The following is a 23,266-nucleotide window of genomic DNA, read 5'->3' as shown; positions in this document are numbered from 1 at the left end:
GAGTCGCACGGCCGATGCGAGGACCATGGACCGTATGAGGCGCCCCCCATCGGGAACACACTTCGGTCCTGCTGCCCGTACGACGACCGCTGCGGCGGGCCGGCTCTCCCACGTGCGGTGGATCGCCGGCGGCACCGGAGCGGGCAAGAGCACGCTGGCGATAATCCTGGCCCGGCGCCACGGCGCCGTGATCTACCGCGGAGACCTGGCCCAGCACACCTGGCTGCCCCGCTGCACCCCACGGCAGCACCCGAACTTCCACGCGGCCCGCGACGAACCGCCCGGCTCGATGTGGGACAGCCGCAGCCCCGACGAGGCGTGCGGCTTCGCCCAGCGCGTGGTCGCCGAGACCTTCGCGTTCGAGGTCGAGGACCTGCTCGCGCTGCCCGCCGACCGGCCCGTCCTGGTCGACTGGTTCGGCAACCTGCCGAGCCAGATCGCCCCCCTGCTCACCCGCCCCGACCAGGCGGTCTTCCTGCTCCCCACCCCGGAGTTCCGGCTGGCCGCGCTGCGCGCCCGCCGGGCCGTCCCGGTACGTTCCCTGGTCAGCTGGGGCAGCCGGGCCCCGGAATCCACCCTGGCCACACGGCTGGCCCGGGACGAACTGTGGGACGCGGAAGTACGCCGCCAGGCCGCCGCCCACGGAAACACGGTGATCACCATGGACGGCGGCCGCCCGGCCGGCGAACTCGCCGACGAGGTGGCGTCCCGCTTCCGGCTGGGCACGGCGGCGTAACGGGCGTGGCGCCCACGGGCGGTGGCACGGCCTACGGGAACCGCACGGCTGACGGGACCCGCTGGGCTGACGGGACCCGCACGGCTAACGGGACCCGCCGGGCTTACGGAACCCGCTGGGCCTGCGAAACCCGCACGGCCTACGGAACCCGCGCGGTCCACTCCGGCGAGCTGAACTTCCCGCCCGCCAGCTCCTGAGCCCGCGTCATCTCCTCCTGGGAGACCGCGTCGTCACTGCCGCCGTACCGTGCGCGGAACGAGCCGATCATCCGCTCGATGACCTCGGCCCGCGGCAGCCCGGTCTGCCGGCGCAGCGGGTCCACCCGCTTCTTCGCGCTGCGGGTGCCCTTGTCCGACAGCTTCTCCTTGCCGATCCGCAGCACCTCGACCATCTTGTCCGCGTCGATGTCGTACGACATCGTCACGTGGTGCAGCACCGCCCCGTCACCCGCCACCATGCGCTTCTGCGCGGCACCGGCGATCTTCCCGGCGTCGGTCGCGATGTCGTTGAGCGGCTTGTACCAGGCGTTGATGCCCATGTCGCCGAGCGCGGCCAGCACCCAGTCGTCCAGATAGGCATAGCTCTCGGCGAAGGTCAGCCCCTGCACGAGCGAGGCCGGCACGCACAGGGAGTACGTGATGGTGTTGCCCGGTTCCACGAACATCGCACCCCCGCCGCTGATGCGCCGTACGACCGTCACGCCGTGCCGTGCGGCGCCCTGCGGGTCCACTTCGTTGGCCAGGGACTGGAAGCTGCCGATGATGACCGCGGGGCGGTCCCACTCCCATACCCGCAGCGTCGGCGGCCGTCGTCCGGCGGCCACCTCGGTGGTCAGCACCTCGTCCAGCGCCATGTGCAGCGCGGGCGGCTGCGGTTCCTCGTGGATGATCTGCCAGTCGAAGTCCGTCCAGTCGGTGGCCTGCGCGACCGCGCGGCGCACCGCGATGCCGACGGCCTCCGCCGTGAATCCGAACAGCACCGCGCCGGACGGCAGTGCCGCCTCGATCCGGGCCGCCAGCCCCCGCGCGTCGGTGTCGGCGGGTGCGCCCTCCAGCGCCGTGTTGATGGCGCCGAGCGCCTCGTCCGGCTCCAGGAAGAAGTCCCCCGCGACACGGACGTCGCGCAGCGCCCCGCCCGTCACGTCGAGATCGACGACGACCAGCTTGCCGCCCGGCACCTTGTACTCACCGTGGTGCTTGCCCTGCACGGCGCATCCTCCCGCTGTTCTGTTCCGGCGCACGGCCCGGGGCGGCCGGCAGCCGGGTCAACCGTAGCGCCGGTGGTGCCATTCCCGGCAAAGGGGGCGGTTCCGGAGGCCGGGACCCCGGGCGCTCAGGGGGTGAGGGTGGCGAGGAGGTCCGGGAGGGCGGTCCCGATGGGGGTGCGAATCGTTTCGGCGGCCAGTTCGTCGTACGGGGTGGGCTCGGCGTTCACGATGACCAGCCGGGCGCCGTGCTCGGCGGCCACCCCGGCGAGCGAGGCGGCGGGCTGCACCTGGAGGCTCGTACCCACCGCGATGAAGACGTCGGCCGCCTCCGCGATGCCCATCGCCGTACCGAGCACCTGCGGGTCGAGCCGCTCGCCGAACATCACCGTCGCCGACTTCAGGATGCCGCCGCAGACGGCGCACGCCGGGTCGGGGTCGCCCGCGGCCACCCGGGCGAGGGCCTCGGACATCGGTGACCGGGCGTGGCAGCGGGTGCAGGCGGCGGTGCGGGCCGTGCCGTGCAGTTCCAGCACCTTGCGGTCCGGGACGCCCGCGAGCTGGTGCAGCCCGTCGACGTTCTGCGTGATGACACGGACCGGTGCGCCGGACCGCTCCAGCCGGGCGACGGCCTCGTGCGCCGCGTTCGGCCGGGCCCGCAGCGCCGGGCTGTCCTGCCGCATCCGCCAGGAACGGCGCCGGATCTCCGGGTCGTTCATGTAGTACTCGTACGTCACGAGCTTCTCCGCCTCGGGGTCCCGCCGCCACAGCCCGTCGGGGCCGCGGTAGTCCGGGATGCCGGAGTCGGTGGAGATGCCGGCGCCGCTGAGGATCGCCACCAGAGGGCGCCGGGAGGAGTCGCGGGGTGTGGGGTCGGCGGTGTCGGTACCGGTCATGGCGCGAGCGTACGGAGGAGCGGCCGGGACGGCGAACGGATTTGCGGGGGTCCGCCGCCCGGCAGATGTGATCAGGAACGGCCCTGCCCGGGGCATTCCCGGGGGCTCTGCGGGGGAGAGGGCGGGAAGGAGACCTTCCGAACCGTTCCGAACCGCCCGCACGTCACGAGGAGACCCGTGTTCACCACCCGTCCGACCCTCCAGGGAACCTTCGGTATGGCCGCGACCACGCACTGGCTGGCCTCCCAGTCCGCGATGGCCGTACTGGAGGACGGTGGCAACGCCTTCGACGCGGCGGTGGCCGCCGGTTTCGTGCTGCACGTCGTCGAGCCGCACCTGAACGGCCCGGCGGGCGAGGTGCCGGTCATCGTGGCGCCCGCCGGGGGACCGGTCCGGGTGCTGTGCGGGCAGGGGCCGGCTCCCGCCGGGGCGAGCGTCGCGCACTACACGTCCCTCGGGCTCGGCCTGGTGCCCGGCACCGGACCGCTCGCCGCCGCCGTGCCCGGCGCCTTCGACGCCTGGATGCTGCTGCTCCGCGAGCACGGCACCCAGTCCGTCGCCGAGGTGCTGAAGTACGCGGTCGGGTACGCCGAACACGGTCATCCGGCCGTCGAACGGGTGGGGGAGACGGTCGCGACGGTGCGGGAGCTCTTCGAGACGGAGTGGATATCGTCGGCCGAGATCTACCTGCCGGAAGGGCGGCCGGTCGCGCCCGGCGGGCTGCTGCGCAACCGGCAGCTGGCGGCCACCTGGCGCCGGCTGATCGGCGAGTCCGAGGCGGCGTCGGCGGACCGGGAGGCGCAGATCGACGCCGCCCGGCGGATCTGGCGGGAGGGCTTCATCGGCGAGGCGCTGGCCGCCTTCGCCGCCCGCCCCGCCATGGACACCTCCGGTGAGCGGCACGCCGGTACCCTCACGGGCGACGACCTGGCGGCCTACTCCGCGGCGTACGAGGACCCGGTCACCTACGACTGGAACGGCTGGACCGTGGCGAAGGCGGGCGGCTGGTCGCAGGGGCCGGCCCTGCTCCAGCAACTCGCGCTGCTGCCGCCGGAGCTGCCCGCCTACGGGGACCCCGCGTACGTGCACCTGCTGATCGAGGGCTGCAAGCTGGCCATGGCCGACCGCGAGGCCTGGTACGGCGACGCGGCCGAGGTGCCGGTCGGTACGCTGCTGAGCGAGGACTACAACGCGGCGCGGCGGGCGCTGATCGGGGAACATGCCTCGTACGAGCTGCGGCCCGGCAGCCCGGACGGACGTACGCCCAGGCTGAGCAAGCACGCGCTGACCGTCGCGGCGGGGGAGGACGCGGGCGAGGCGCCGGGCGCCGCGGGGCGGGGAGCGGGTGAGCCCACTGTGGCGGCCCCCGCCACCCCCGGCGCCGCCCCCGTCATCGCGCCCGAGGTCGACCGGAGCGGTGCCACCCGCGGCGACACCTGCCACATCGACATCGTGGACCGCTGGGGCAACATGGTCTCCGCGACGCCTTCCGGCGGCTGGCTCCAGTCCAACCCGGTGGTCCCCGCGCTCGGCTTCCCGCTCGGTACGCGCCTGCAGATGGCCTGGCTGGAGGAAGGGCTGCCCAACACCCTCACGCCGGGACGCCGTCCGCGTACCACCCTCACGCCGTCCCTGGCACTGCGCGACGGCGTACCCGTGATGGCCTTCGGCACCCCCGGCGGCGACCAGCAGGACCAGTGGCAGCTGCACTTCCTGCTCGCCGCCGCGCTGCGCGCCCCCGTACGCGGCGGCCTCGACCTCCAGGGCGCCATCGACGCCCCGAACTGGCACAACGACTCCTTCCCCGGCTCCTTCTTCCCGCGCGCCATGCGGCCGGGCAGCGTCACCGTCGAGTCCCGCATCGGCGCGGACGTGATCGGGGAGCTGCGGCGGCGCGGGCACGCGGTGACGGTCGGCGACCCGTGGTCGGAGGGGCGGCTGTCCGCGGTGGCGCGGGACCCGGAGACCGGGGTGCTGTCGGCGGCGGCGAACCCGCGAGGGATGCAGGGGTACGCGGTGGGGCGGTAGGCGGAGGGGCAGCAGGCCGGGCGTCAGCCGGAGGGGCGGCTTCCGCAGGGCCCGGCTCCGGCATCCGGAGTTCACCTCCTGTCCAGTCCCCGTGTCAGTGGGGCGTGGTTCGATGGGGTCATGATCGAAGCAATTCGTACGGATACGGGAGACACGACGGACAGGACGGGTGCGGCCGGCGGCTCCCCGGCGCACACGGCGGACGAGGTGCTGCGCGCGCTCGACCCGGCGGCCGTCGAGGAGGCCATACGCAAGGCCGCGGCAGCCGAGATCATGCCGCGGTTCCGGCAGCTCGCCGCCCACGAGGTGCTGGAGAAGAACGGCCCGCACGACCTCGTCACGGTCGCCGACCGGCTGGCCGAGGAGCATCTGACCGCCGCCCTGACGAGCCTGCTGCCCGGCTCCCTGGTGGTCGGCGAGGAGGCGGTGCACGCCGATCCGGCCGTGCTGGAGGCGCTGGGCGGCGACGCGCCGGTGTGGATCGTCGACCCGGTCGACGGCACCCGCCAGTTCGTGCACGGCGACCCGGGCTTCGCCACGCTCGTCACCCTCGCGCTGCGCGGCGAACTGCTCGCCTCCTGGACGTACGCGCCGGCCCTGGACCTGATGGCCACCGCCCGCCGCGGCGCGGGCGCCGAGCTGAACGGGGAGCCGCTGCGGCCGGGCCCCCCGGCGGCCGGTGCGGTGCTGGACGTGGCGATATCGCACTACGACTTCACCACCGACGAGCAGAAGCGGGTGCTGGCCGCCCTGGAGACCGACGGCATCGCCCCGCGCCCCTGCGGCTCCGCGGGCCTGGAGTACCTCCACATCGCCCGCGGCCAGCTCGACGCGGTGGCCTTCAGCTGGGAGAACTCCTGGGACCACGCGGCGGGGCTGCTGCTGGTCCACGAGGCGGGCGGGGTGAGCGGCACGGTCGCCGGCGAGCCGTTCCGCATAGCCGGCGGCAACGCGCTGCCGTTCACCGCGGCACGGGACACGGCGGCGGCCCGGCGTATCCTCGGACTGCTGGCGGCCGCCAACTGATCCTCAACGGCGAGGATCGCACACGAGGGGAGTGGCGAGAGGTGCCGACGATGCTCGATGCCGTGGTGATCGGGGCGGGGCCCAACGGGCTGACCGCGGCCGTCGAACTGGCCCGCCGCGGCATGGCCGTCGAGGTCTTCGAGGCCCACGACACCATCGGGGGCGGCGCCCGCACCGAGGAGCTGACCCTCCCCGGCTTCCGGCACGACCCCTGCTCGGCGGTGCACCCGCTCGCCGCGGGCTCGCCCGCCTTCGCCGCCATGGGGCTGGAGGAGCACGGCCTGCGGTGGCTGCACCCCGACCTCCCGCTGGCGCATCCCTTTCCCGACGGCTCGGCCGCGGTGCTCTCCCGTTCCGTCGGCGAGACGGCGATGTCCCTCGGCGTGCACGACGCCGGGACGTACCGCAGGCTCGTCGCGCCCTTCCACGGCAAGTGGGACACCCTCGCCGCGGACTTCCTGCGCACCCAGTGGCTCGGCCTGCCGCGCGACCCGGTGACGTACGCCCGGTTCGGCCTGACCGCGGCCCAGCCGGCCGCCCTGCTCAACCGGCGCTTCCGGGACCAGAAGGCGCGCGGCCTGTTCGCCGGGCTCGCCGCGCACGTCATCGCGCCGCTCAGCAGTCCGGGCACCGGCGGTGCCGCGCTCATGTTCGCCCTCGCCGCGCACGCGGGCGGCTGGCCGGTCCCGCGCGGCGGCTCGCAGGCCATCCCCGACGCCCTGGCCGCGCTGCTGCGCCTGCACGGCGGTGTGGTGCACACGGGATACGAGGTCAAACGGCTGGACGACCTGCCCCCGGCCCGCGCGTACGTCTTCGACACCTCGCCGACCGCCCTCGCCCGGATCGCGGGGCTCGGCAACGCCTATCGCGGCGTGCGGTACGGACCCGGCGTCTTCAAGATCGACTATGCGCTGTCGGGCCCGGTCCCGTGGACCTCCGCCGAGGCCCGCCGGGCGGGCACCGTGCACCTCGGCCCCACCAGCGGCGAGATCGGCACCGCGCTGCGCGCCGCCGTCGACGGCCGCGACCCGTCCGTACCGTTCCTGATCACTTCGCAGCCGAGCCTGATCGACCCCACCCGCGCTCCCGAGGGCAAGCACACCTTCTGGGTGTACGGGCACGTCCCGCACGGCTGGGAGGGCGACGCCACGGAAGCGGTCGAACGCCAGCTGGAGCGCTTCGCGCCCGGCTTCCGCGACCTGGTCCTCGCCCGTGCCGTCGCGGGCCCGCCCCAACTGGCCGCCCGCAACGCGAACTACGTCGGCGGGGACATCTGCGCGGGCTCCGCCGCGGGCCTCGGCCTGGTCGTCCGCCCCAAGCCGGCCCGCGTCCCGTACACCACCGCACACCCGGCGGTCTTCCTGTGCTCCCAGTCCACGCCGCCCGGCCCCGGCGTCCACGGCATGTCGGGCCACCACGCCGCCAGAGCGGTCTGGTCCCGGCTGCGGCCCACCGGCTGACCGGACCACCGGCGTACGGGCTGACCGGACCACCGGCCGACCGGCCGCACGACGTGCTCCGTACGGTTCAGAGGTCCAGCACCAGCCGCGGGCCCAGCGCCCGCGACACGCAGGGATACATCCGGCCCGCCGGGGCGCCGATGTCGTCCCGGTGCTCGACCTCCCCGTCGAGGACGGTGATCTCGCAACTGCCGCAGACGCCTTCGAGACACCCGGACGACACGGGGACCCCGGCGTGGGTCAGGGCGTTCAGCAGCGACTCGTCGGCATCCACCGTCAGCGCCCGCCCCGACCGGGCGCACGCGGCCTCGAACGCCGTGTCGGGGGCGAACACCTTGGGCACCGGCTGGAACCGCTCCGCGTGCAGCTGTCCGGCCGGGAAGGCGGCCTCCGCCGCCGCGAGCATCGACGCCGGGCCGCAGCAGTAGACCAGGGTGCCGGGTTCCAGCTCCGCCGCCAGCGCGTCGAAGTCCGGCCTGCCGTCCTGCTGCGTGGCGACGATGCGTACGGCGTCCCCGTAGGCCGCGCGCAGTTCGTCGGCGAAGGGCATGGAGGCGGCCGTCGCCCCCGCGTACACGAGGGAGGCCGGCAGCCCCGCCGCGGTCGCCGCGCGCAGCATCGGCAGGACGGGGGTGATGCCGATCCCGCCGGCGAGGAAGAGGTACCGCGGCGCGGGGGCGAGGGGGAAGTGGTTGCGCGGCAGCGACACGTCGAGCGTGCGCCCCGTGCTCAGGAAGCGGTGGATGTACTCGGAGCCGCCCCGGCTGAGCGGGTCGTGCCGTACGGCGACACGGTAGCTGCCCAGGTCGGTGGGGTCGCCGCACAGGGAGTACTGCCGGGTCAGCCAGTTCGGCAGGGCTATGTCGACGTGGGCGCCCGGCTCCCAGGGCGCCAGGGGGCCGTCGGCGCCGCGCAGGACGAGGGAGACGACGTCCTCGGCGACCGGGTCGATGCGGTCGAGGAGGGTCCGCTGCATCAGTGATGACCTTTCTGGCACGCTCAGAAGAGCTTCCGGTAGGACTCTTCGAGGGCGGCTTCGAACTGCTCCGGGGCGATGCCGGAACCGAACTGCGCGGCGGCGATCTCACCGACCGACGGCAGCTCGTCGGCGAGGGCCTGGCTCGCCGGGTCCCACAGCCGGGACCGCAGGAGCGCACGGCCGCAGTGGAAGTACGCCTCCGCCACCTCGACGATGATCGCCAGGACCGGAGCCTTGGCCTCGGTGCGCATCCGGGCCAGCACGTCGGGCTCGTCGGTCGGATAGGCCCGGCCGTTGACCCGCAGCGTCTCCCGCATCCCGGGGACCAGGAAGAGCAGCCCCACCTCTTCGTTCTCCGCGATGTTGCGGAACGAGTCGGCGATCCTGTTGCCCGGCCGGTCGGGTATCGCGAGCAGGTTCTCGTCCAGGACCTTCACGAACCCCGGGTAGTCGCCGCGCGGCGAGCAGTCGGCGTGCCCCGCCGCGTCCGCGGTGGCCAGCGACAGGAAGGGCGAGTGCGCGATGAAGCGGCGGGCGAACCGGTCGATGTGGTCGATCTTCTTGTTCTCCAGCGTGGCTTCGGGTTCACCGAGCCGGGCGCGGACCTCGTCCGGGGACAGCCGCCGGGGGCGGGTGAGGACGTGCGTCATGAAGGCTCCTTCCGGGCGGGGCGACACGGCGGACGGGCGGCGCGGCAACGGCTCCCCGTGCCCCGCGCTCCGCCGACGGCGGCGGAAGGACTGATCCGCCGCAGCTCATGGCACTATTGTGAGTAATTGCTCAGGTCTTCGCCACTCGCATTCGAGGGGCGGCCCAGGAGGCGTCATGACAGCGGACCGCCGCGCCATCCAGCCACGTAAACAGCCGCGTCAGGCCCGCGCCGAAGCCACCCGGCAGCGCATCCTCGCCGCCGCTGCTCACGTTTTCGCCGAGTTTGGCTACGCGGCGGGGACCACCAACCGCATCGCGGAACAGGCGCGGGTCTCGATCGGCTCGCTGTACCAGTACTACCCGAACAAGGACGCCATCCTGGTGGAGCTGATGACCCGGCATCTCGACGCCGGCTTCGCCGCCGCCGACGGCCATCAGAACGGCGAGCTGCCCGACTCCCTCGAAGAGATCATCCGGGTCTTCGTGCGCACCGCGATCGACAACCACCTCGACGATCCCCAGCTGCTGCGCGTCATGATGGAGCAGGGGCCCCGGTCCCACGAACTCCTCGACCGGATCTCCCGGCACGAGCGGGAGCAGATCGCCCACGTCCACGACCTGTTCGCCCGGCATCCGGAGGTCCGGGTCGCGGATCCGTACGTCGCCGCGCGGCTCGTCGTGGCCACGATCGGACTCGTCGTCCACCAGCTCCGCGCCGCGCCGGACCCCGTCGACACCGGCCGGTTCGAGGGCGAACTCGTCGCCATGATCATGGGGTACCTCACGACGGCCCGGTGACCATGGAACCGCTCGCGCGGGCCGGAAAATCCGGTGCGGCCCGCTCGCCGCGCGTGCTGATCCCCTGTCATGACCGGTCTTCGGACAGCGCGGCTGGTGCTCCACCCGCTGAGCGCCGCCGAGGCGGAGCGGCTGGTGGCGCGCACCCCGGCCGACGGGGAGTGGTGGGCGCGCGGGTATCCGACGGACGGGGACGTGTCGTCCGGCACCGACTTCCCGGGGCACTGCGCGGCCACCGGCGACCCGCAGCCGTTCGGGGACCACGAGATACGCCGCCGGGATGCGGCCGGCGGGGGAGGACGAGCGGGTGAAGTACTACGAGATCACGTGGCCCGGAGCGCGGACGGCCACCGCCACGGCCACGCGCGCCGGGCTCCCGTCACCCCGCACTCCGGAAAGCGGCGGAGGCCGGACGTGCGGGACATGATGGCCGTATGACCGCACATACGCCCGCCCTGACACTCGTCGCGGGAGACATCACCGAGCAGACGGTGGACGCCGTCGTGAACGCCGCCAACTCCTCGCTGCTGGGCGGCGGGGGAGTGGACGGCGCGATCCACCGGCGCGGCGGCCCCGAGATCCTGGCCGAGTGCCGTGCGCTGCGCGCCTCGCGCCACGGGACGGGCCTGGCCACCGGCCGGGCCGTGGCGACCACGGCGGGCCGGCTGCCGGCCCGCTGGGTGATCCACACCGTCGGGCCGGTCTGGTCGGAGTCCGAGGACCGCTCGGAACTGCTCGCCTCCTGCTACCGCGCGTCGCTGCGGGTCGCCGACGAACTGGGCGCCCGCACCGTCGCCTTCCCGGCGGTCTCCGCCGGGGTCTACCGCTGGCCGCCGGCCGACGCGGCCCGTATCGCGGTCGAGACGGTACGGGCCGCGGAGACCGCCGTGGCGGAGGTGCGCTTCGTGCTGTTCGACGAGCAGGCGTACGGGGCGTTCGCCGCGCAGGTGCGCTGACCGGACGCCCGCCGGGCGCGGCCCGCCGGGCCCGTATCGACCGCGCCCGTACCCACCGGCTCCGTACCCACCGCGCCCGTACCCGCCGGTCCCGAACCGCCGGTCCGGCTCAGTGCCAGGCGAACCGTGCCGATACGCACGGGTCCTCGTTGCGGTACCCGAGCCGGGTGTAGAGCCGTTCGGCCGGCGCGTTCGCGGCCAGCTGCCACAGCGTGCAGAACCCGTGCCGCCGTACGGTGTGCCGGGTCAGCCACGAGGTCAGCGCCGCGCCCAGGCCCTGGCCGCGCTCGGCGGCGTCCGTCGCGACGGACGCCATCAGCGGCGCGCCGCTGTCCCGCAGGCTGCTCATCGCGCCGCACGCCACCAGCCGCCCGTCCGCGCCGCGGATACCGGCCCACAGGCTGACGTCCGCGGAGCCGGGGCCGGTCGAGTGGGCCGGACTGTGCTCGTTGAGGAAGGCGAGCAGCTCCCCGTGGTGGCTCTCGTCGAGCGCGACCACGCGGTCCTCCGCCGGGTGCACGGGCGGTTCCTCCAGCGTCCAGCGGAAGACCCACTCGACGACGTCGGTCACCGCCAGATGGCGGCCGACCAGCCTCTCGGTGCCGCGCGGCCCGGTGAACTCCCGTACGCGGTCGGGAAGGCCCTGCGCGGCACGGAGCACGAGACCGGCGGCCGCATCCGATTCGCCGACGCTCCACGCGTGCCCGCGGGCGGCGTCGAGCCACGCGACGGCACCGGTGTTGCACCAGCTGGTCCGCTCGGCGGGCCGCTGCCGGGCGGCGCCGAAACGCAGGAGGGCAGCACCCTCCTGGAGCTCCAGGCCCTGCGTGAACAGGTCCTCGGTCCGGGGAAGAAGAGTCGTTGCCTGCATCACTCTCTGGGAATGGACGTAGGGATGGGAACGACCCCGGACACGCGGGAGGCGCGGCCGGAACCGTTCGTCTGAAGTAGGGGGTCCCGGCAGCGGCTGCGCACACGTGCGCGCCCGGCCGACCGGGTGGTCAACTCTCGCACACCGCCCCCGGCCCGGCGCAAATCCGCGCCGGGTGCCGTATGCCACCCGGCGCGGTACGGGACGCGGCGGCCGAGGCAGCCGGAGCGCCGCTGGTCACCGGACGCTGATGTCGGGAAACCGCCAGCCGAATGCACGTGACTGCCGGATCCTGGCATCATGCACACCGACTTCGAGCGCTGTCTGCGCGCCGTACAGTCCAAGGACGCCAGGTTCGACGGCTGGTTCTACACGGCGGTGCGCACCACGCGTATCTACTGTCGTCCCAGCTGCCCGGTGGTTCCTCCCAAGCCCGAGAACATGACCTTCTACCCGAGCGCCGCCGCGGCCCAGCAGGCCGGATACCGCGCCTGCAAACGGTGCCGCCCGGACGCCAGCCCCGGCTCGCCGCAGTGGGACGAGCGCGCCGACCTCGTGGCGCGCGCCATGCGGCTGATCGCCGACGGCGTCGTCGACCGCGAGGGCGTCCCCGGCCTGGCCGCCCGGCTCGGCTACAGCACCCGGCAGGTCGAGCGGCAGCTGCTGGCCGAGCTGGGTGCCGGGCCGCTCGCCCTGGCCCGCGCGCAGCGCGCCCAGACCGCGCGGCTGCTCATCGAGACCACCGAACTGCCCATGGCCGAGGTGGCGTTCGCCGCCGGGTTCGCCAGCATCCGTACCTTCAACGAGACGGTACGGGAGGTGTTCGCGCTCGCGCCCACCGAGCTGCGAAGGCGCGCCCGGCCGGGTGCCGCCGCCGCCCTGCCCGGCGCGCTGGCCCTGCGGCTGCCCTTCCGGCAGCCGCTGTGCCCCGACAACCTCTTCGGCCACCTGGCGGCGACCGCCGTACCGGGCGTGGAGGAGTGGCGCGACGGCGCGTACCGGCGCACGCTCGCCCTGCCGTACGGGCACGGCATCGTCGCCCTGTCCCCGCGCCCCGGCCACATCGACTGCCGGCTGTCCCTCACCGATCTGCGCGACCTGGCGGGGGCCATCGCCCGCTGCCGCCGGATGCTCGACCTGGACGCCGACCCGGAGGCGGTCGACGGGCTGCTGGGCGAGGACCCGGTACTGGCACCGCTCGTCCTCAAGGCGCCCGGACGGCGGGTGCCGCGCACCGTGGACGCGGACGAGTTCGCGGTCCGGGCCGTGCTGGGCCAGCAGGTGTCCACCGCCGCGGCCCGTACGCACGCGGGCCGCCTGGTCACCGCGCACGGCCGGACGGTCGACGACCCGGCGGGCGGCCTGACCCACCTCTTCCCCTCCGCCGCGGAGCTGTCCGGGCTGGACCCCGCGACGCTCGCCATGCCGCACACCCGGCGCGCCACCCTCACCGGGATGATCGCGGCCCTCGCCGACGGCACCGTGCAGCTCGGCGTCGGCAGCGACCGCGACCGGGCCCGTGCCCAGCTCGCGGCACTGCCCGGCGTGGGCCCCTGGACCGTCGAGTGCGTCGCCATGCGGGCCCTCGGCGACCCCGACGCCTTCACCCCCACCGATCTGGGCCTGCGCCGCGCCGCCGCCGGGCTCGGGCTGCCGGCCACCCCGGCCGCGCTCATACGGCATTCGGCGCGCTGGCGCCCGTGGCGCGCGTACGCCGTCCAATATCTGTGGGCCACCGACGACCACCCCATCAACCACCTCCCCACCGACTGAGGCGATCATGTCCGTTCCCGATTCCGCAGGCACCGGCGGCGAGCGCTGCCACGCCGTCCTGGCCGACAGCCCGTACGGCCCGCTGACCCTCGTCGCCGAGGGCGACGTCCTCGCCGGTCTCTACATGACCGACCAGCGCCACCGTCCGCCGCAGGAGTCCTTCGGCCCGCCGGAGGACCCGGAGACACCGCCGTTCGCGGCGGCGGTACGCCAGCTGCACGCCTACTTCGACGGCACGCTCACCGTCTTCGACCTGCCCTTGGCCCCGCGGGGGACACCGTTCCAGCACCGCGTCTGGGACGCCCTGTGCGAGATCCCGTACGGCGGGACGCTCTCGTACGGGCAGCTCGCCGAACGCCTCGGCAAGCCCTCCGCCGCCCGCGCCGTGGGCCTCGCCAACGGCAAGAACCCGATCGGCATCATCATTCCCTGCCACCGCGTCATCGGGGCGAGCGGCAGCCTCACCGGCTACGGCGGCGGGCTCGACCGCAAGCGCCGACTGCTGGACTTCGAGCGGGGCACGTCCGTACCGGGACAGGAACGCCCGGACTCCGGCGGGCAGCAGGCGCTCTTCGGCTGAAGCGGGCGGGGCCGGTGTCCGGGTGCCGAAGACGGCCGGTCCCTCGGAAGACAGCCGGCCCTTCCGCAGACGGTTCCGCAGAAAGCCGACGCCTCGGAAAGCAGTCGGCCCCTGCCCGGCGCGCTCAGCCGTCGCTCTCCACCACCGCCCGCACGTCCGCCACCAGCAGCTCCGCCGCTTCCAGCGAACGCGCCAACTCCGGCCCGGTGCGCCCCATTTCGCCGAGCGGGGCGCTAGGGCCTGTCGTCAAATTCCCGCCTGCCGCGCGACGCCTGGCACGCACGCTCGCTGCGTTGTCGGGCCCTTCCAGGTACACCCAGTACCTGGAAGACCCTCCGCCTTGCGATCGCACGCACCAGACGCCGCGCGGCCCGCCCTCCGGGCGAACGACGGGAATTTGACGACAGGCCCTAGCCCGCTCCGCGAAGCCGGGCGGTGTGCCGGGCAGGGCAGCGGCGGCGGCGAGCGCGCCCTTCTCGTTGATGCACCAGGTCCGGTGGTGGGCGTGCAGCGCCTGGGTCAGGTCGCCCACCGCCCGCGCCAGGCACAGGGCCGCGTGCAGGGTGTCCGCTGCCGCGTGGGACTTGCCCGCCATGGCCACCGAGAAACCGGCGTCCCAGACCGCCGTTCCGGTCAGTGCGGCACGCAGCGGTTCCGGGTACTCCCGCATCTCCTCCTTGAGGCGGCCCAGGTCACCGGTGGGATCGGCCAGCACGCGCGACAGCGCGAGTTCGCCCGCGTACGCCGGGGACCAGAAGCCCAGCGGATGGCCCACCTGGGCACCGATCTCGAACCGGCCCGCCCGGCAGTCCCGCCAGACCCGCTCCACCCGGCCGGTGTCCCGCAGGAGCCAGTCCACGTGGCTGCCGTCCGGCAGCACCAGCCACGCCCCGCCGTTGACCCACGCCCCCCACGCGCCCGGCGGGTGGATCTCCACCGGCGCCCCGGTGACCTCGGCGGCCAGGTCCGCGAGGGCGGCCAGGTCGACGTCGCCGCGGTAGTAGACGCCCAAGTCCCAGTCGGAGTCCGGCCGGTGGACGCCCCGGGCCCGGCTGCCGCCGAGCGTCACACCGACGACGCCGGGCACCCCGGCCAGCGCGGCAGCCCCGCCCTCCGCCCGGAAGCCCTCTCGCGCTGCGTGCGCTCCGGCACCGGCTGCTTCTGCTCTCTCCTGCATACGGGCAGCCTAGGGTGCGCCCGCACGCCCTAGGCTGCCCGCCATCGTCCTCGCTCGGGGGCCGTCCGGTCAGCTCTTCTCGTAAGGCGAGCGGATCGGGAAGTACGCGCCGAGGAAGGCGCGCAGGACGCGGTCCTGCTCGTCGGCGGGGACTTCGGCTTCCGCGGACTCGCCGATGCAGAACACGCTGTGGCTGCGGGTGGCGAGCATGCGGCTGAGGCGGGAGTGGTGGGCGTAGTCACCCGCGTTGATGTACGCGCAACTGATCGTCGCGGGGGCGGAGCTGCCCGTCAGATAGCCGTAGTGGTGGTGCAGCGAGGAGACGATGGACAGGTCCGTGGACGTCCTGAAGCGGTTGGCCGCGGTGGCCGTGGTCTCGGCGGGGAACTTCTCGGCCATCTCGGCGAGGACGCTGCGGCGCAGCGGGTGCGGGGTGTGCAGGAAGCTGTGGGTGGTGGTGTACCCGAAGTGCTTCTGCAGCAGGGCCCGGTTGTTCTTGCCCGCCGAGAAGTAGCCCTCCTCGCCCTCGGACAGCTCGCCCGGGGGGATGGTGGTCGGCGAGCGGAAGAAGCACGCCATGCCGTTGCTGTGGAAGAACGAGCGCGGGGTCAGGGGCTGGCCGAGGAAGACGTCGTCGTTGAAGTAGAGGAAGTGCTCCGACAGGCCCTCGATGCGGTGCAGCTGGCTCTCGATGGCGTGCGAGTTGAAGGTGGGCAGCTGCTCCGGGTCGGCGAAGATCTCCCGGTGGCTGACCACCTTGATGCCGGGGTGCTCGGTGTTCAGCCAGCTGGGCGTCTGGTCGTCGGTGACGAGGTAGACGTTGCGCACCCACGGCGCGTACATGGCAAGCGAGCGCAGGGAGTAGCGCAGCTCGTCGCGGTTGCGGAAGCGGACGTCGCCGCTGTTCGCACCGCCGTCGGTGTCGATGCCGGCGGCGCGCTTGGCGGTGTCGCGGCGCTCGCGCCACCGGGGGTCGGTGTCGTCGACCCAGGTGTAGACGACGTCGATGGGGAAGTCGACGTCCCACACGAGGCGGTCGGTGAAGGGCGCGAGGGTGGGGTGGTCGCGCTCGCCGACCCGCAGCGTCGCGTCGGCCTTCAGGGAAGGCACCCGCGGACCGATGAGGGTGGTGCCGCGCGGGGCGCTGCGCCAGCCCGGCATCTCCTCGGTCTCGTCGTTCTCGGCCCAGAACTCGATGGCGCAGCCGTAGGCCGGGCCGTAGCGCAGGGTGCGGCTCTCCGTGACCAGCGGCTTGAAGATCCGGAGGCCGGCCACGTCACCGGCCCCGCGCAGCCGCTCGGCGAGCACGGCTCCCGGTGCCGCGCCGCGCGGGGTGATCAGCTCGGCGTAGACGGGCTTGCCGTGCAGTTCGCCGGCGAGCGCCTCGAAGACCTGCTCGCGGCGTTCCACCTCGACGGCGATGCGGTAGGCGGCGCCGTTCTCGCGCAGCAGGACGTACGGGATGCCGTGGGCGTTCAGCGCGTCGGTGGCGATCTCCAGGTTCCACTGCGCCATGCGCGGGGCGAGGACGTCGTCGCGCACCTCGGCCAGCCGGCCGGCGGAGCGCACGAGCGTCCCGGTGCGGTCCTGGGCCTGGAGCAGCACCTCGCGGGCCTTCTGCTCGTCGGCGGAGCCGGACAGGACGCTGATGGGGGCGGCGACGTTGAAGCTGCGGCTGCCGCCGGCCGCGACGCGGCGCGCGGTGCGGTCGGCGCGCTCGGCCAGGCGGCGGGGGTCGTCGCGGCGGGCCACCAGCCGCGTGAACAGCTCTTCCCACCGCTCGGTGATCTTGTCGGCGCCGAAGCGCTCGTAGACGCCCGGCCGGGCGGCCTTGCCGTAGGCGCGGCGCAGGTCGTCGTCCTCCATGAGCTTGCTCATGGCGACGGCCAGCGAGTCCTTGTCCCCGGCGGGGACGAGCAGTCCGTCGACGCCGTGCCGGACGATCTCGGCGGGGCCGGTGACGATGTCGTACGCGACGACGGGCACACCGGCGGCGAGGGCCTCCAGCTGGACCAGGCCGAACGCCTCGTAGCGGGACGGCAGTACCGCCAGCGCGGCCTTGGCCCACTCCTGTTCCATGTCCGGGGACCGGCCGAGGAGGTGGACGCGGTCGTGCAGGGCCAGGCCCTCGATGATGCGGCGCAGCCGTACTTCCTGCGGTCCGTCGCCGAAGATCCGCATGACCCAGCCGGGGTGCTGGTCGGCGATGGAGGCGAACGCCTCGATGGCGTGGTCGAGCCGCTTCTCCGGCGTCATGCGGGCGGCCAGCACGATGGCTTTGCCGTCCAGGTCGGAGCGGGGTCGGAAGCCGCTGGGCACGGCGTTGGGGATGGCTGCCAGCTCCGGGGCGGCGGCACCGAGGGAGTCGGTGAACCAGTCGTTGGTGCTCTCGGTGAGGGAGACCAGGGCGTCGACACGGGGCGCGTACACCAGCAGCGGCTCGCCGCCGGCGCCGCGCAGCTGGGAGACGCGGTGCTCCTGGTGCACGGTGATGACGCGGGTGGGGACCAGCTCAGCGGCGGCGGCCATCAGCGCGGGGGTGGTGGTGACCAGGACGTCGGTCTCCAGGGAGCCGAGCGCCGCGCTCATCTCGATGTCGGAGAGCCGGTCGAAGGTGGGCTCCCAGGCGGGCTTGACCAGTTCGCTGGGCAGGGAGGTGAGGGTGCGGCAGGACTGCTCGTCCAGGTCGCTGGTGCGTACCGGCCTGCCGTACGGTCCGGTGCGGTCGACCAGGTAGCGGCGGGGTATCGCGCGGCCGGCGCCGAAGAACGGCTCCTCGCGGGTCTTGAAGACGCTGATGACCTCGACGTCGTGACGCGGAGCGAGGTGTACCGCCTGCGTGTAGGCGGCCATCTCGGTGCCACCCATCTCGTCGCCCCAGGTGAGCAGGAACGTGATCTTCATCAGGCGGATTCCTCGGTGGTGAAGGCGGTGCAGTTGACCGCGAAGGCTCCGGCAGCCGAGAGGTGGGCGTGCACGCGGAGCAGCCTGCCGTCCTCGATGGCGATGGTGCGGAAGGGAACTCGGAAGACTTTTCCGAGGTGTCGTACGTCGGTGAGCCCGCGGCAGATCTTGATGCGGTTGCGGCCGCGGCGCAGCTGGACGTCCCACATGCGCTGGGCACGGGTGCCGCCGGCCATGGCGGCGAGCGGCACGTCGAAGGTGAAGTGGTCGCCGTCCCAGGTGAGGTCGACGGGGACGGTCGCGCCCGAGCCGCGGCGGACGGCCTCGGCGCGGTACTCGTCCGTGCGGCCACGGGCGGCCAGCAGCCTGCCCCGCACCGTGATGCGGTCCCAGCGCAGCTCGAAGGTGTCCAGCTCCGCCTGCTCGCGCGGCCCGGTGACCTTGATCATGGCGTAGCCGTCGACGGAGCGCACCGGCCGAAAGACGGTGCCGCTGGTGGCGCTCGGCGGGTGCGGAAGGGTCGGACCGTCGGAGATGTACGGGTCGGCCGCCGCGACGGCGAAGACGTGCTGGGTGCCGGACGCGTCACGCAGGGCGACGCTCAGCCGCCACACGCCGTCGTCGAGCCGCAGACCGCCGAGGCCCAAGTCGTGGCGCGCGTGGCGCAGCGACGCGGTGGCGGTGAGCAGGACGGTGCCGTCCGGCTGCCGTTCGGCTTCCATCTCGGCCGTACGGCGCAGGCCGCGGTGTTCCAGTACGAGGCGGGCCGCTTCCGCGCCGGTGTGACCGGCTGGGCAGGGCACCGCGACGTTGAGGGTGCGTCCGCCGAGGACGGAGAGGTGGGCCGGGCGCAGCGTGGCACGGGGGCCGCGGGTGCCGAGCGCCGGGACGGTGTTGATCCGCTCCACGCGGCGGCGGACCCGCCCGGCCGTGCGGCGGGCGCGTTTGACCGCCCCTACTGCGTGGGACAGCAGAGCTTCGCTCATGGTGCTTTGACTTCTCTCCTTCGGCAGGCGGCCAGCGCATGGTGTCAAGGATGCGTAGGTGCGGCAAATCGTTCGATAGAAAACAATAAGAGACCTAGATCACTTTGAAGCGAGGCATCCTGAGTGTCCCTTACGTCCTCTTCAGGGGCGTGGACGGAGGATCTACCCCGACATTTCTCTCTTTAAAGGGTAAATGTAGAGTGAAGAAAAGATGAACGACCGGTGCTTCACCGTGTCGAGAGCGACTCCGCGACGGGGAGAACCGAGGGAATGAAGCAGAGTGAGGCGGTGCGCGCCGAGCAGCGCGCGCCGGGCGGCAGACCGCAGGCCACGCGGAGCGCGGCGCACCAGCCGGCCGGTGCCGTGCCCGGCGCCGACGGAGCTGTCAACTCCGAGGCGTCGCCCCTCGTCGCCGTCTACCGCAAGGTGCTGCCCAAGCGCCTGCGCCGGGCCATCGCCGGCCGGTACTCGCCCGAGATGCGGCGTGGCATCAAGCGGGCGCTGACCACCGCGTCCGCCGGGCGGCCCCTGAGCCAGGTGCGCGGCAGCGCCCTGACCACCCGCCGCCGCTCCCTGATCACCGCCTCCGGCGGGACCGTCCTGACCGTCGACGGACGCCCCCGGGTCGGATTCGTCGAGGACCGGCTCTCCCCCGAGACCGCGCGCCGCGCCAACCTGGGCGCGGTCGCCGCGGCCCTCGAAGACGCGGACATCGACTACTTCTGCGTCCGCAGCCGGACGGGCGGCGCGACCACCGTCGCGGTCTCCACGGCCGACCGGGACCGCACCCTGGCCGCCCTGCAGAAGCTCTGCCGCACCCTGCCCGCCTACTTCGGCCCGCAGCACGACGGTGACGGACGGGTCGCCCCCGCCTACCCCGCCGCGGGCTGGCGCCGCCATGCCCGCGCCACGTCGCTGCGGCTGTTCTGGTACCGCACGGAGCGCACCCGCCGCCTGGTGCTGGGCCCCGAAAACGGCTGCGACATCGAGTTCTGGAAGCCCGAGGACGGCCGGCTGACCGCTCCGCGGCGCAACGACGTCACCGAGTCCGTGGCCGCCGACGCGCCCGCCGTCCAGGTCGCGGCCGCGATGTTCACCGCCCCCGGCGGGACCCGGGACGTATCGCCCCTCATGGTGCGCACCCGTGAGGAGTTCACCACCGTCCTGCCGCACGACGTCACCTTCCCCGTCGACGTCGTCTACACCTGGGTCGACGGCGCCGACCCGGCCTGGCAGCAGCGCCGGGCCCGCTACTCGGGCGACGCGTATCACGAGGAAGCGGCCAACGCGGCGCGCTACGCCAACCACGACGAGCTGCGCTACTCCCTGCGCTCGCTCGCGATGTACGCCCCGTGGGTACGCAACATCTACCTCGTCACCGACGACCAGACGCCCGCCTGGCTCGACACCCGGCAGCCCGGGATCGAGGTCGTCAGCCACCGCGAGATCTTCAGCGACCCCGGCGTGCTGCCGACGTTCAACTCGCACGCCATCGAGAGCCAGCTGCACCACATAGCCGGCCTCTCGGAGCACTTCCTGTACTTCAACGACGACGTGTTCCTGGGCGCCGAGATGCGGCCCAGGGACTTCTTCCTCGGCAACGGCCTGACCAAGTGCTTCCCCTCGCCCGCGCTGGTGCCGTTCGGCCCGCCCTCCGCCGAGGACGTACCGGTCTCCGTCGCGGGCAAGAACAACCGCGCGCTGATCCAGGAACGTTTCGGCACCACGCCGGTGCGCAAGATGCGCCACGTACCGCACGCGCTGAACCGGCACGTCCTCACCGAGATCGAGGGGGAGTTCGCCGAGCAGCACCGGAGGACCGCGGCCCAGCGGTTCCGCAGTGACGAGGACATCTCCATCCCGTCCTCGCTGTACCACTACTACGCGTTCCACACCCGGCGCGCGCTGCCCAGCGACCTGCCGTACGTCTACATCGACGTCTCGCGGCCCAACGCGGCGAACCGGCTCGACAGGCTCCTGCTGCACCGCGACAAGAGCGTCTTCTGCCTCAACGACACCCTGTCGACCGAGGACGACTTCGAACAGCGCACCGGCCTGCTGCACCCCTTCCTCGAAGCGTATTTCCCGGTACCCAGCCGATACGAAATGCATGCCTGAGCACATCGGGACCGGCGGCCCGCTCCGCCCCACCCGCCGCGCCGTCGCCCTGGGCCTCGCCGCCCTGACCGTGGCCGGGTGCGGCGACCGTGCCGAGCGCCCGCGGCCCGGCACCGCGCCGGCCGGCAAGCGCGGCAAGGTGTCCGCCGCCGCCGACGGCAGCAGTGGCGCGCGCGTCCTACAGGTCGTCGCCCACCCGGACGACGACCTGTACTTCCTGAACCCGGACCTCCAGCAGTCCATCGACGCCAACGACCAGCTCGTCACCGTCTACCTGATCTCCGGAGAGGCCGACGGCCGCAACAAGGCCCCGGGCAGCACGACCGCGCCGAAGGCCGACCGCGCCGCCTACGCGGGGGCCCGGCGGCAGGGCCTCCGCCAGGCCTACTCGCTCATGGCGACCGGCCGGACCGACGCGCGCTGGGAGCTGAAGGCCGACAAGCTGCCGGACGGCACGCTCATCGAGACCGACACGCTCGCGGGCCACCCCGGTCTCCAGCTCGTCTTCCTCGGCCTGCTCCAGCACTCTTCGCACGGCGGTGGCCGCAGCCGCGGCCTGGTGGACCTGTGGGCCGACCCGGCCATGGTCACCAGCACGCACGTGACCACCGGCTCACCCGTGCGCGACCCGCACCGGGTCACCCGGGCGAGCCTGACCGACGCACTGGTCCACCTGCTGGAGCAGTACCGCCCCACGCTCGTGCGGACCATGGACCCGGACCCCGACATGCAGGTCCACGACAAAAAACACCGGCTCCACCACGATGCGCACGGCTACTCGGACCACCCGGACCACACCGCCGCCGCCCTGTTCACCCACGCCGCCCTGGCCCGCTACCGGAGCCGCGGCGCCGGCCGCTCGTACCTGGTGACCGCCTATCGCGGCTACTACAACGAACGCTGGCCGGACAACCTGCCCCGACAGGTCGTCCGGGGCAAGGCGGACGTGCTCAACGCGTACGGGGGCAACCCCGGCTCCTGCGGATTCGCCGCCGGCTGCGGGGACTACGACGTCGGCCGGGACCGTTCCTTCGGCACCGGCTGGCTGCAGCGCACCTCGCCGCGCCACCCCGCCGCCGGTCCGCGCACGCGCCCGGCGCCCGACGGGCGGCTGACCGCGTTCGCCGTCCTGGGCGGCCAGGCCGCCATGTGGCAGGAGACCGGCCGCGGCAGCGGCACATGGACCGCGCCCCGGCTGCTCGGCGGCGACGGACTGCTGCCCGGTCTGACCGCGGAACTGACCGAGGACGGCCGCTGGCAGCTCTTCGCCGAGCGGATCGCCGCACTCGGCCGCACGCGACCGGACAACCGCCGCGAGATCGTCACGGCCGGACAGACCCGCAAGGGCGGGCCGTTCGGCGCCTGGTCCTCGCTCGGCAACCCCGAGACCGACCCGGACCACGGCCGGCGCGTCGGCGGCCCCGTCACGGTCCGGACCGCCGACGGAACCACCTGCCTCTTCGTCCGTACCTGGGCCAAGGGCGTCGCGGTCCGCCGGCACACCGACGCGGGATGGGACGGCTGGACGGACCTGGGCGGCGCCGAGGTGCAGGAAGGGCTGAGCGCCGTCGCCGACCGCGAGGGGCGGGTGCACCTGTTCGGTTCGGCGCACGACACCGTTCACCACTGGGCGCAGCAGCGGCCCGGCGGCGACTTCACGCTCGTGCCCACCGGACTGCCCGCGCCCGCCGACCCGCCGACGGCGCTGGCCCGCCCCGACGGCACGATCCTGCTCGCCTTCCGGGAAGCGGGCAGCGCTCGTCCGCTCGTCCACACCCTGCCCGCCGGGGGCGGCACCTGGCGGCCCGAGCGCGTGGGCCTGGATGCCCGGGGGTACGGCATGCTCACCCTCCATCCCGCCCGCGGCGGCGGCGTCCTGCTGGCAGCCCGTAACAACAACGGCAGCACCAGCCTGGCGACCATCGGCACCCGTAAGGCTCCGCGCTGGTCCACCGTCGCAGGCCGGGCCGTCGGCAACGTCTGCCTGACCGGTGCCGCCGGTGCCCGCCCGGTCCTGGTCCGGCTGGGACCGGACGCGACGCTGCACAGCGAGACGGTGGCGGGCTGAGGCCCAGCGTGGCGGGCTGCGGCCCACCGTGACGAGCTGCGGTCCGCCGACCGCC

18 protein-coding genes and 1 pseudogene are annotated in these 23,266 nt (G+C 73.6%); 11 read left to right on the top strand and 8 right to left on the bottom strand.

What is annotated here, in order from left to right; all coding sequences use genetic code 11:
- The first annotated feature begins 34 nt into the window (after positions 1-34).
- Entirely contained in the window at positions 35-736 is a 702-nt protein-coding gene (locus A6A06_RS25385) for a hypothetical protein (protein WP_199931136.1), read from the top strand.
- A gap of 139 nt (positions 737-875) precedes the next feature.
- On the opposite strand, the gene A6A06_RS25380 is transcribed toward A6A06_RS25385, so the two are convergent.
- Together A6A06_RS25380 and A6A06_RS25375 are read right to left on the bottom strand one after the other, a co-directional pair.
- Positions 876-1,943, bottom strand: coding sequence for a lipoate--protein ligase family protein (locus A6A06_RS25380; RefSeq protein ID WP_073763635.1), 1,068 nt, complete (start codon positions 1,941-1,943; stop codon positions 876-878).
- A gap of 125 nt (positions 1,944-2,068) precedes the next feature.
- On the bottom strand, positions 2,069-2,836 hold the full coding sequence (locus A6A06_RS25375) for an SIR2 family NAD-dependent protein deacylase (RefSeq protein WP_073763633.1): 768 nt from the start codon (positions 2,834-2,836) through the stop codon (positions 2,069-2,071).
- A gap of 177 nt (positions 2,837-3,013) precedes the next feature.
- Here A6A06_RS25375 and A6A06_RS25370 point away from each other — a divergent pair, with 177 nt between their 5' ends.
- From A6A06_RS25370 to A6A06_RS25360, 3 genes are all read left to right on the top strand, one after another.
- On the top strand, positions 3,014-4,864 hold the full coding sequence (locus A6A06_RS25370; protein ID WP_073763631.1) for a gamma-glutamyltransferase family protein: 1,851 nt from the start codon (positions 3,014-3,016) through the stop codon (positions 4,862-4,864).
- Between the two features lie 120 nt (positions 4,865-4,984).
- Entirely contained in the window at positions 4,985-5,890 is a 906-nt protein-coding gene (locus A6A06_RS25365) for an inositol monophosphatase family protein (RefSeq protein WP_079194327.1), read from the top strand.
- A 41-nt stretch (positions 5,891-5,931) separates the two neighbouring features.
- The gene (locus A6A06_RS25360) at positions 5,932-7,350 is read left to right on the top strand and encodes a phytoene desaturase family protein (RefSeq protein ID WP_073763629.1); all 1,419 of its coding nucleotides are present in this window, start codon (positions 5,932-5,934) and stop codon (positions 7,348-7,350) included.
- A 67-nt stretch (positions 7,351-7,417) separates the two neighbouring features.
- On the opposite strand, the gene A6A06_RS25355 is transcribed toward A6A06_RS25360, so the two are convergent.
- Positions 7,418-8,326 (bottom strand): PDR/VanB family oxidoreductase, encoded by a 909-nt coding sequence (locus A6A06_RS25355; RefSeq protein WP_073763627.1) that lies wholly within the window; start codon positions 8,324-8,326, stop codon positions 7,418-7,420.
- A gap of 23 nt (positions 8,327-8,349) precedes the next feature.
- Positions 8,350-8,979 carry an MSMEG_1061 family FMN-dependent PPOX-type flavoprotein gene (locus tag A6A06_RS25350; RefSeq protein WP_073763625.1) on the bottom strand — a complete coding sequence of 210 codons (630 nt, stop codon included), beginning with the start codon at positions 8,977-8,979 and terminating at the stop codon, positions 8,350-8,352.
- 175 nt (positions 8,980-9,154) lie between these two features.
- Between A6A06_RS25350 and A6A06_RS25345 the strand changes: the two genes are divergently transcribed.
- From A6A06_RS25345 to A6A06_RS25335, 3 genes are all read left to right on the top strand, one after another.
- Positions 9,155-9,778 (top strand): TetR/AcrR family transcriptional regulator, encoded by a 624-nt coding sequence (locus A6A06_RS25345; protein ID WP_073763624.1) that lies wholly within the window; start codon positions 9,155-9,157, stop codon positions 9,776-9,778.
- A 69-nt stretch (positions 9,779-9,847) separates the two neighbouring features.
- Positions 9,848-10,216 carry a hypothetical protein gene (locus A6A06_RS25340; protein ID WP_073763622.1) on the top strand — a complete coding sequence of 123 codons (369 nt, stop codon included), beginning with the start codon at positions 9,848-9,850 and terminating at the stop codon, positions 10,214-10,216.
- On the top strand, positions 10,213-10,734 hold the full coding sequence (locus tag A6A06_RS25335) for an O-acetyl-ADP-ribose deacetylase (RefSeq protein ID WP_073763621.1): 522 nt from the start codon (positions 10,213-10,215) through the stop codon (positions 10,732-10,734). The genes A6A06_RS25340 and A6A06_RS25335 overlap by 4 nt, the downstream gene beginning before the upstream one ends.
- Positions 10,735-10,843: 109 nt before the next feature.
- Here the strand turns inward: A6A06_RS25335 and A6A06_RS25330 are convergent, their stop codons facing one another.
- Positions 10,844-11,605: a GNAT family N-acetyltransferase gene (locus A6A06_RS25330; RefSeq protein WP_073763619.1), complete on the bottom strand. Its 762-nt coding sequence runs from the start codon at positions 11,603-11,605 to the stop codon at positions 10,844-10,846.
- 300 nt (positions 11,606-11,905) lie between these two features.
- Between A6A06_RS25330 and A6A06_RS25325 the strand changes: the two genes are divergently transcribed.
- Both A6A06_RS25325 and A6A06_RS25320 read left to right on the top strand, forming a co-directional pair.
- A complete protein-coding gene (locus A6A06_RS25325) occupies positions 11,906-13,378 on the top strand; it encodes a DNA-3-methyladenine glycosylase 2 (protein ID WP_073763618.1) in 1,473 nt (490 codons plus the stop codon).
- Between the two features lie 7 nt (positions 13,379-13,385).
- Positions 13,386-13,958: a methylated-DNA--[protein]-cysteine S-methyltransferase gene (locus A6A06_RS25320; protein ID WP_073763617.1), complete on the top strand. Its 573-nt coding sequence runs from the start codon at positions 13,386-13,388 to the stop codon at positions 13,956-13,958.
- 403 nt (positions 13,959-14,361) lie between these two features.
- On the opposite strand, the pseudogene A6A06_RS25310 reads toward A6A06_RS25320, so the two are convergent.
- From A6A06_RS25310 to A6A06_RS25300, 3 genes and pseudogenes are all read right to left on the bottom strand, one after another.
- Positions 14,362-15,135 (bottom strand): annotated as a pseudogene (locus A6A06_RS25310) (nucleotidyltransferase domain-containing protein); the annotation flags it as partial.
- A gap of 69 nt (positions 15,136-15,204) precedes the next feature.
- Complete coding sequence (locus A6A06_RS25305) at positions 15,205-18,039, bottom strand: stealth conserved region 3 domain-containing protein (RefSeq protein WP_073763616.1); 2,835 nt, start codon at positions 18,037-18,039, stop codon at positions 15,205-15,207.
- Positions 18,039-19,025, bottom strand: a complete 987-nt coding sequence (locus A6A06_RS25300) for a hypothetical protein (RefSeq protein WP_073763615.1) — start codon at positions 19,023-19,025, stop codon at positions 18,039-18,041. Before A6A06_RS25300 ends, A6A06_RS25305 begins: the two co-directional genes overlap by 1 nt.
- A 270-nt stretch (positions 19,026-19,295) precedes the next feature.
- Here A6A06_RS25300 and A6A06_RS25295 point away from each other — a divergent pair, with 270 nt between their 5' ends.
- Positions 19,296-21,143 carry a stealth family protein gene (locus A6A06_RS25295; protein ID WP_079194326.1) on the top strand — a complete coding sequence of 616 codons (1,848 nt, stop codon included), beginning with the start codon at positions 19,296-19,298 and terminating at the stop codon, positions 21,141-21,143.
- On the top strand, positions 21,136-23,211 hold the full coding sequence (locus A6A06_RS25290) for a PIG-L family deacetylase (protein WP_073763614.1): 2,076 nt from the start codon (positions 21,136-21,138) through the stop codon (positions 23,209-23,211). The genes A6A06_RS25295 and A6A06_RS25290 overlap by 8 nt, the downstream gene beginning before the upstream one ends.
- The last annotated feature ends 55 nt before the right edge of the window (positions 23,212-23,266 follow it).

Source organism: Streptomyces sp. CB02923 (assembly GCF_001905005.1).
Taxonomy (GTDB): Bacteria; Actinomycetota; Actinomycetes; order Streptomycetales; family Streptomycetaceae; genus Streptomyces.
This window is presented reverse-complemented; position numbering and strand designations above follow the sequence as displayed.

Coding starts and splice junctions, on each gene's coding strand:
- A6A06_RS25385 (WP_199931136.1), top strand. CDS start 35: ATGAGGCGCCCCCCATCGGGAACACACTTCGGTCCTGCTGCCCGTACG.
- A6A06_RS25375 (WP_073763633.1), bottom strand. CDS start 2,836: ATGACCGGTACCGACACCGCCGACCCCACACCCCGCGACTCCTCCCGG.
- A6A06_RS25365 (WP_079194327.1), top strand. CDS start 4,985: ATGATCGAAGCAATTCGTACGGATACGGGAGACACGACGGACAGGACG.
- A6A06_RS25355 (WP_073763627.1), bottom strand. CDS start 8,326: ATGCAGCGGACCCTCCTCGACCGCATCGACCCGGTCGCCGAGGACGTC.
- A6A06_RS25350 (WP_073763625.1), bottom strand. CDS start 8,979: ATGACGCACGTCCTCACCCGCCCCCGGCGGCTGTCCCCGGACGAGGTC.
- A6A06_RS25345 (WP_073763624.1), top strand. CDS start 9,155: ATGACAGCGGACCGCCGCGCCATCCAGCCACGTAAACAGCCGCGTCAG.
- A6A06_RS25340 (WP_073763622.1), top strand. CDS start 9,848: ATGACCGGTCTTCGGACAGCGCGGCTGGTGCTCCACCCGCTGAGCGCC.
- A6A06_RS25335 (WP_073763621.1), top strand. CDS start 10,213: ATGACCGCACATACGCCCGCCCTGACACTCGTCGCGGGAGACATCACC.
- A6A06_RS25330 (WP_073763619.1), bottom strand. CDS start 11,605: ATGCAGGCAACGACTCTTCTTCCCCGGACCGAGGACCTGTTCACGCAG.
- A6A06_RS25325 (WP_073763618.1), top strand. CDS start 11,906: ATGCACACCGACTTCGAGCGCTGTCTGCGCGCCGTACAGTCCAAGGAC.
- A6A06_RS25320 (WP_073763617.1), top strand. CDS start 13,386: ATGTCCGTTCCCGATTCCGCAGGCACCGGCGGCGAGCGCTGCCACGCC.
- A6A06_RS25305 (WP_073763616.1), bottom strand. CDS start 18,039: ATGAAGATCACGTTCCTGCTCACCTGGGGCGACGAGATGGGTGGCACC.
- A6A06_RS25300 (WP_073763615.1), bottom strand. CDS start 19,025: ATGAGCGAAGCTCTGCTGTCCCACGCAGTAGGGGCGGTCAAACGCGCC.
- A6A06_RS25295 (WP_079194326.1), top strand. CDS start 19,296: ATGAAGCAGAGTGAGGCGGTGCGCGCCGAGCAGCGCGCGCCGGGCGGC.
- A6A06_RS25290 (WP_073763614.1), top strand. CDS start 21,136: ATGCCTGAGCACATCGGGACCGGCGGCCCGCTCCGCCCCACCCGCCGC.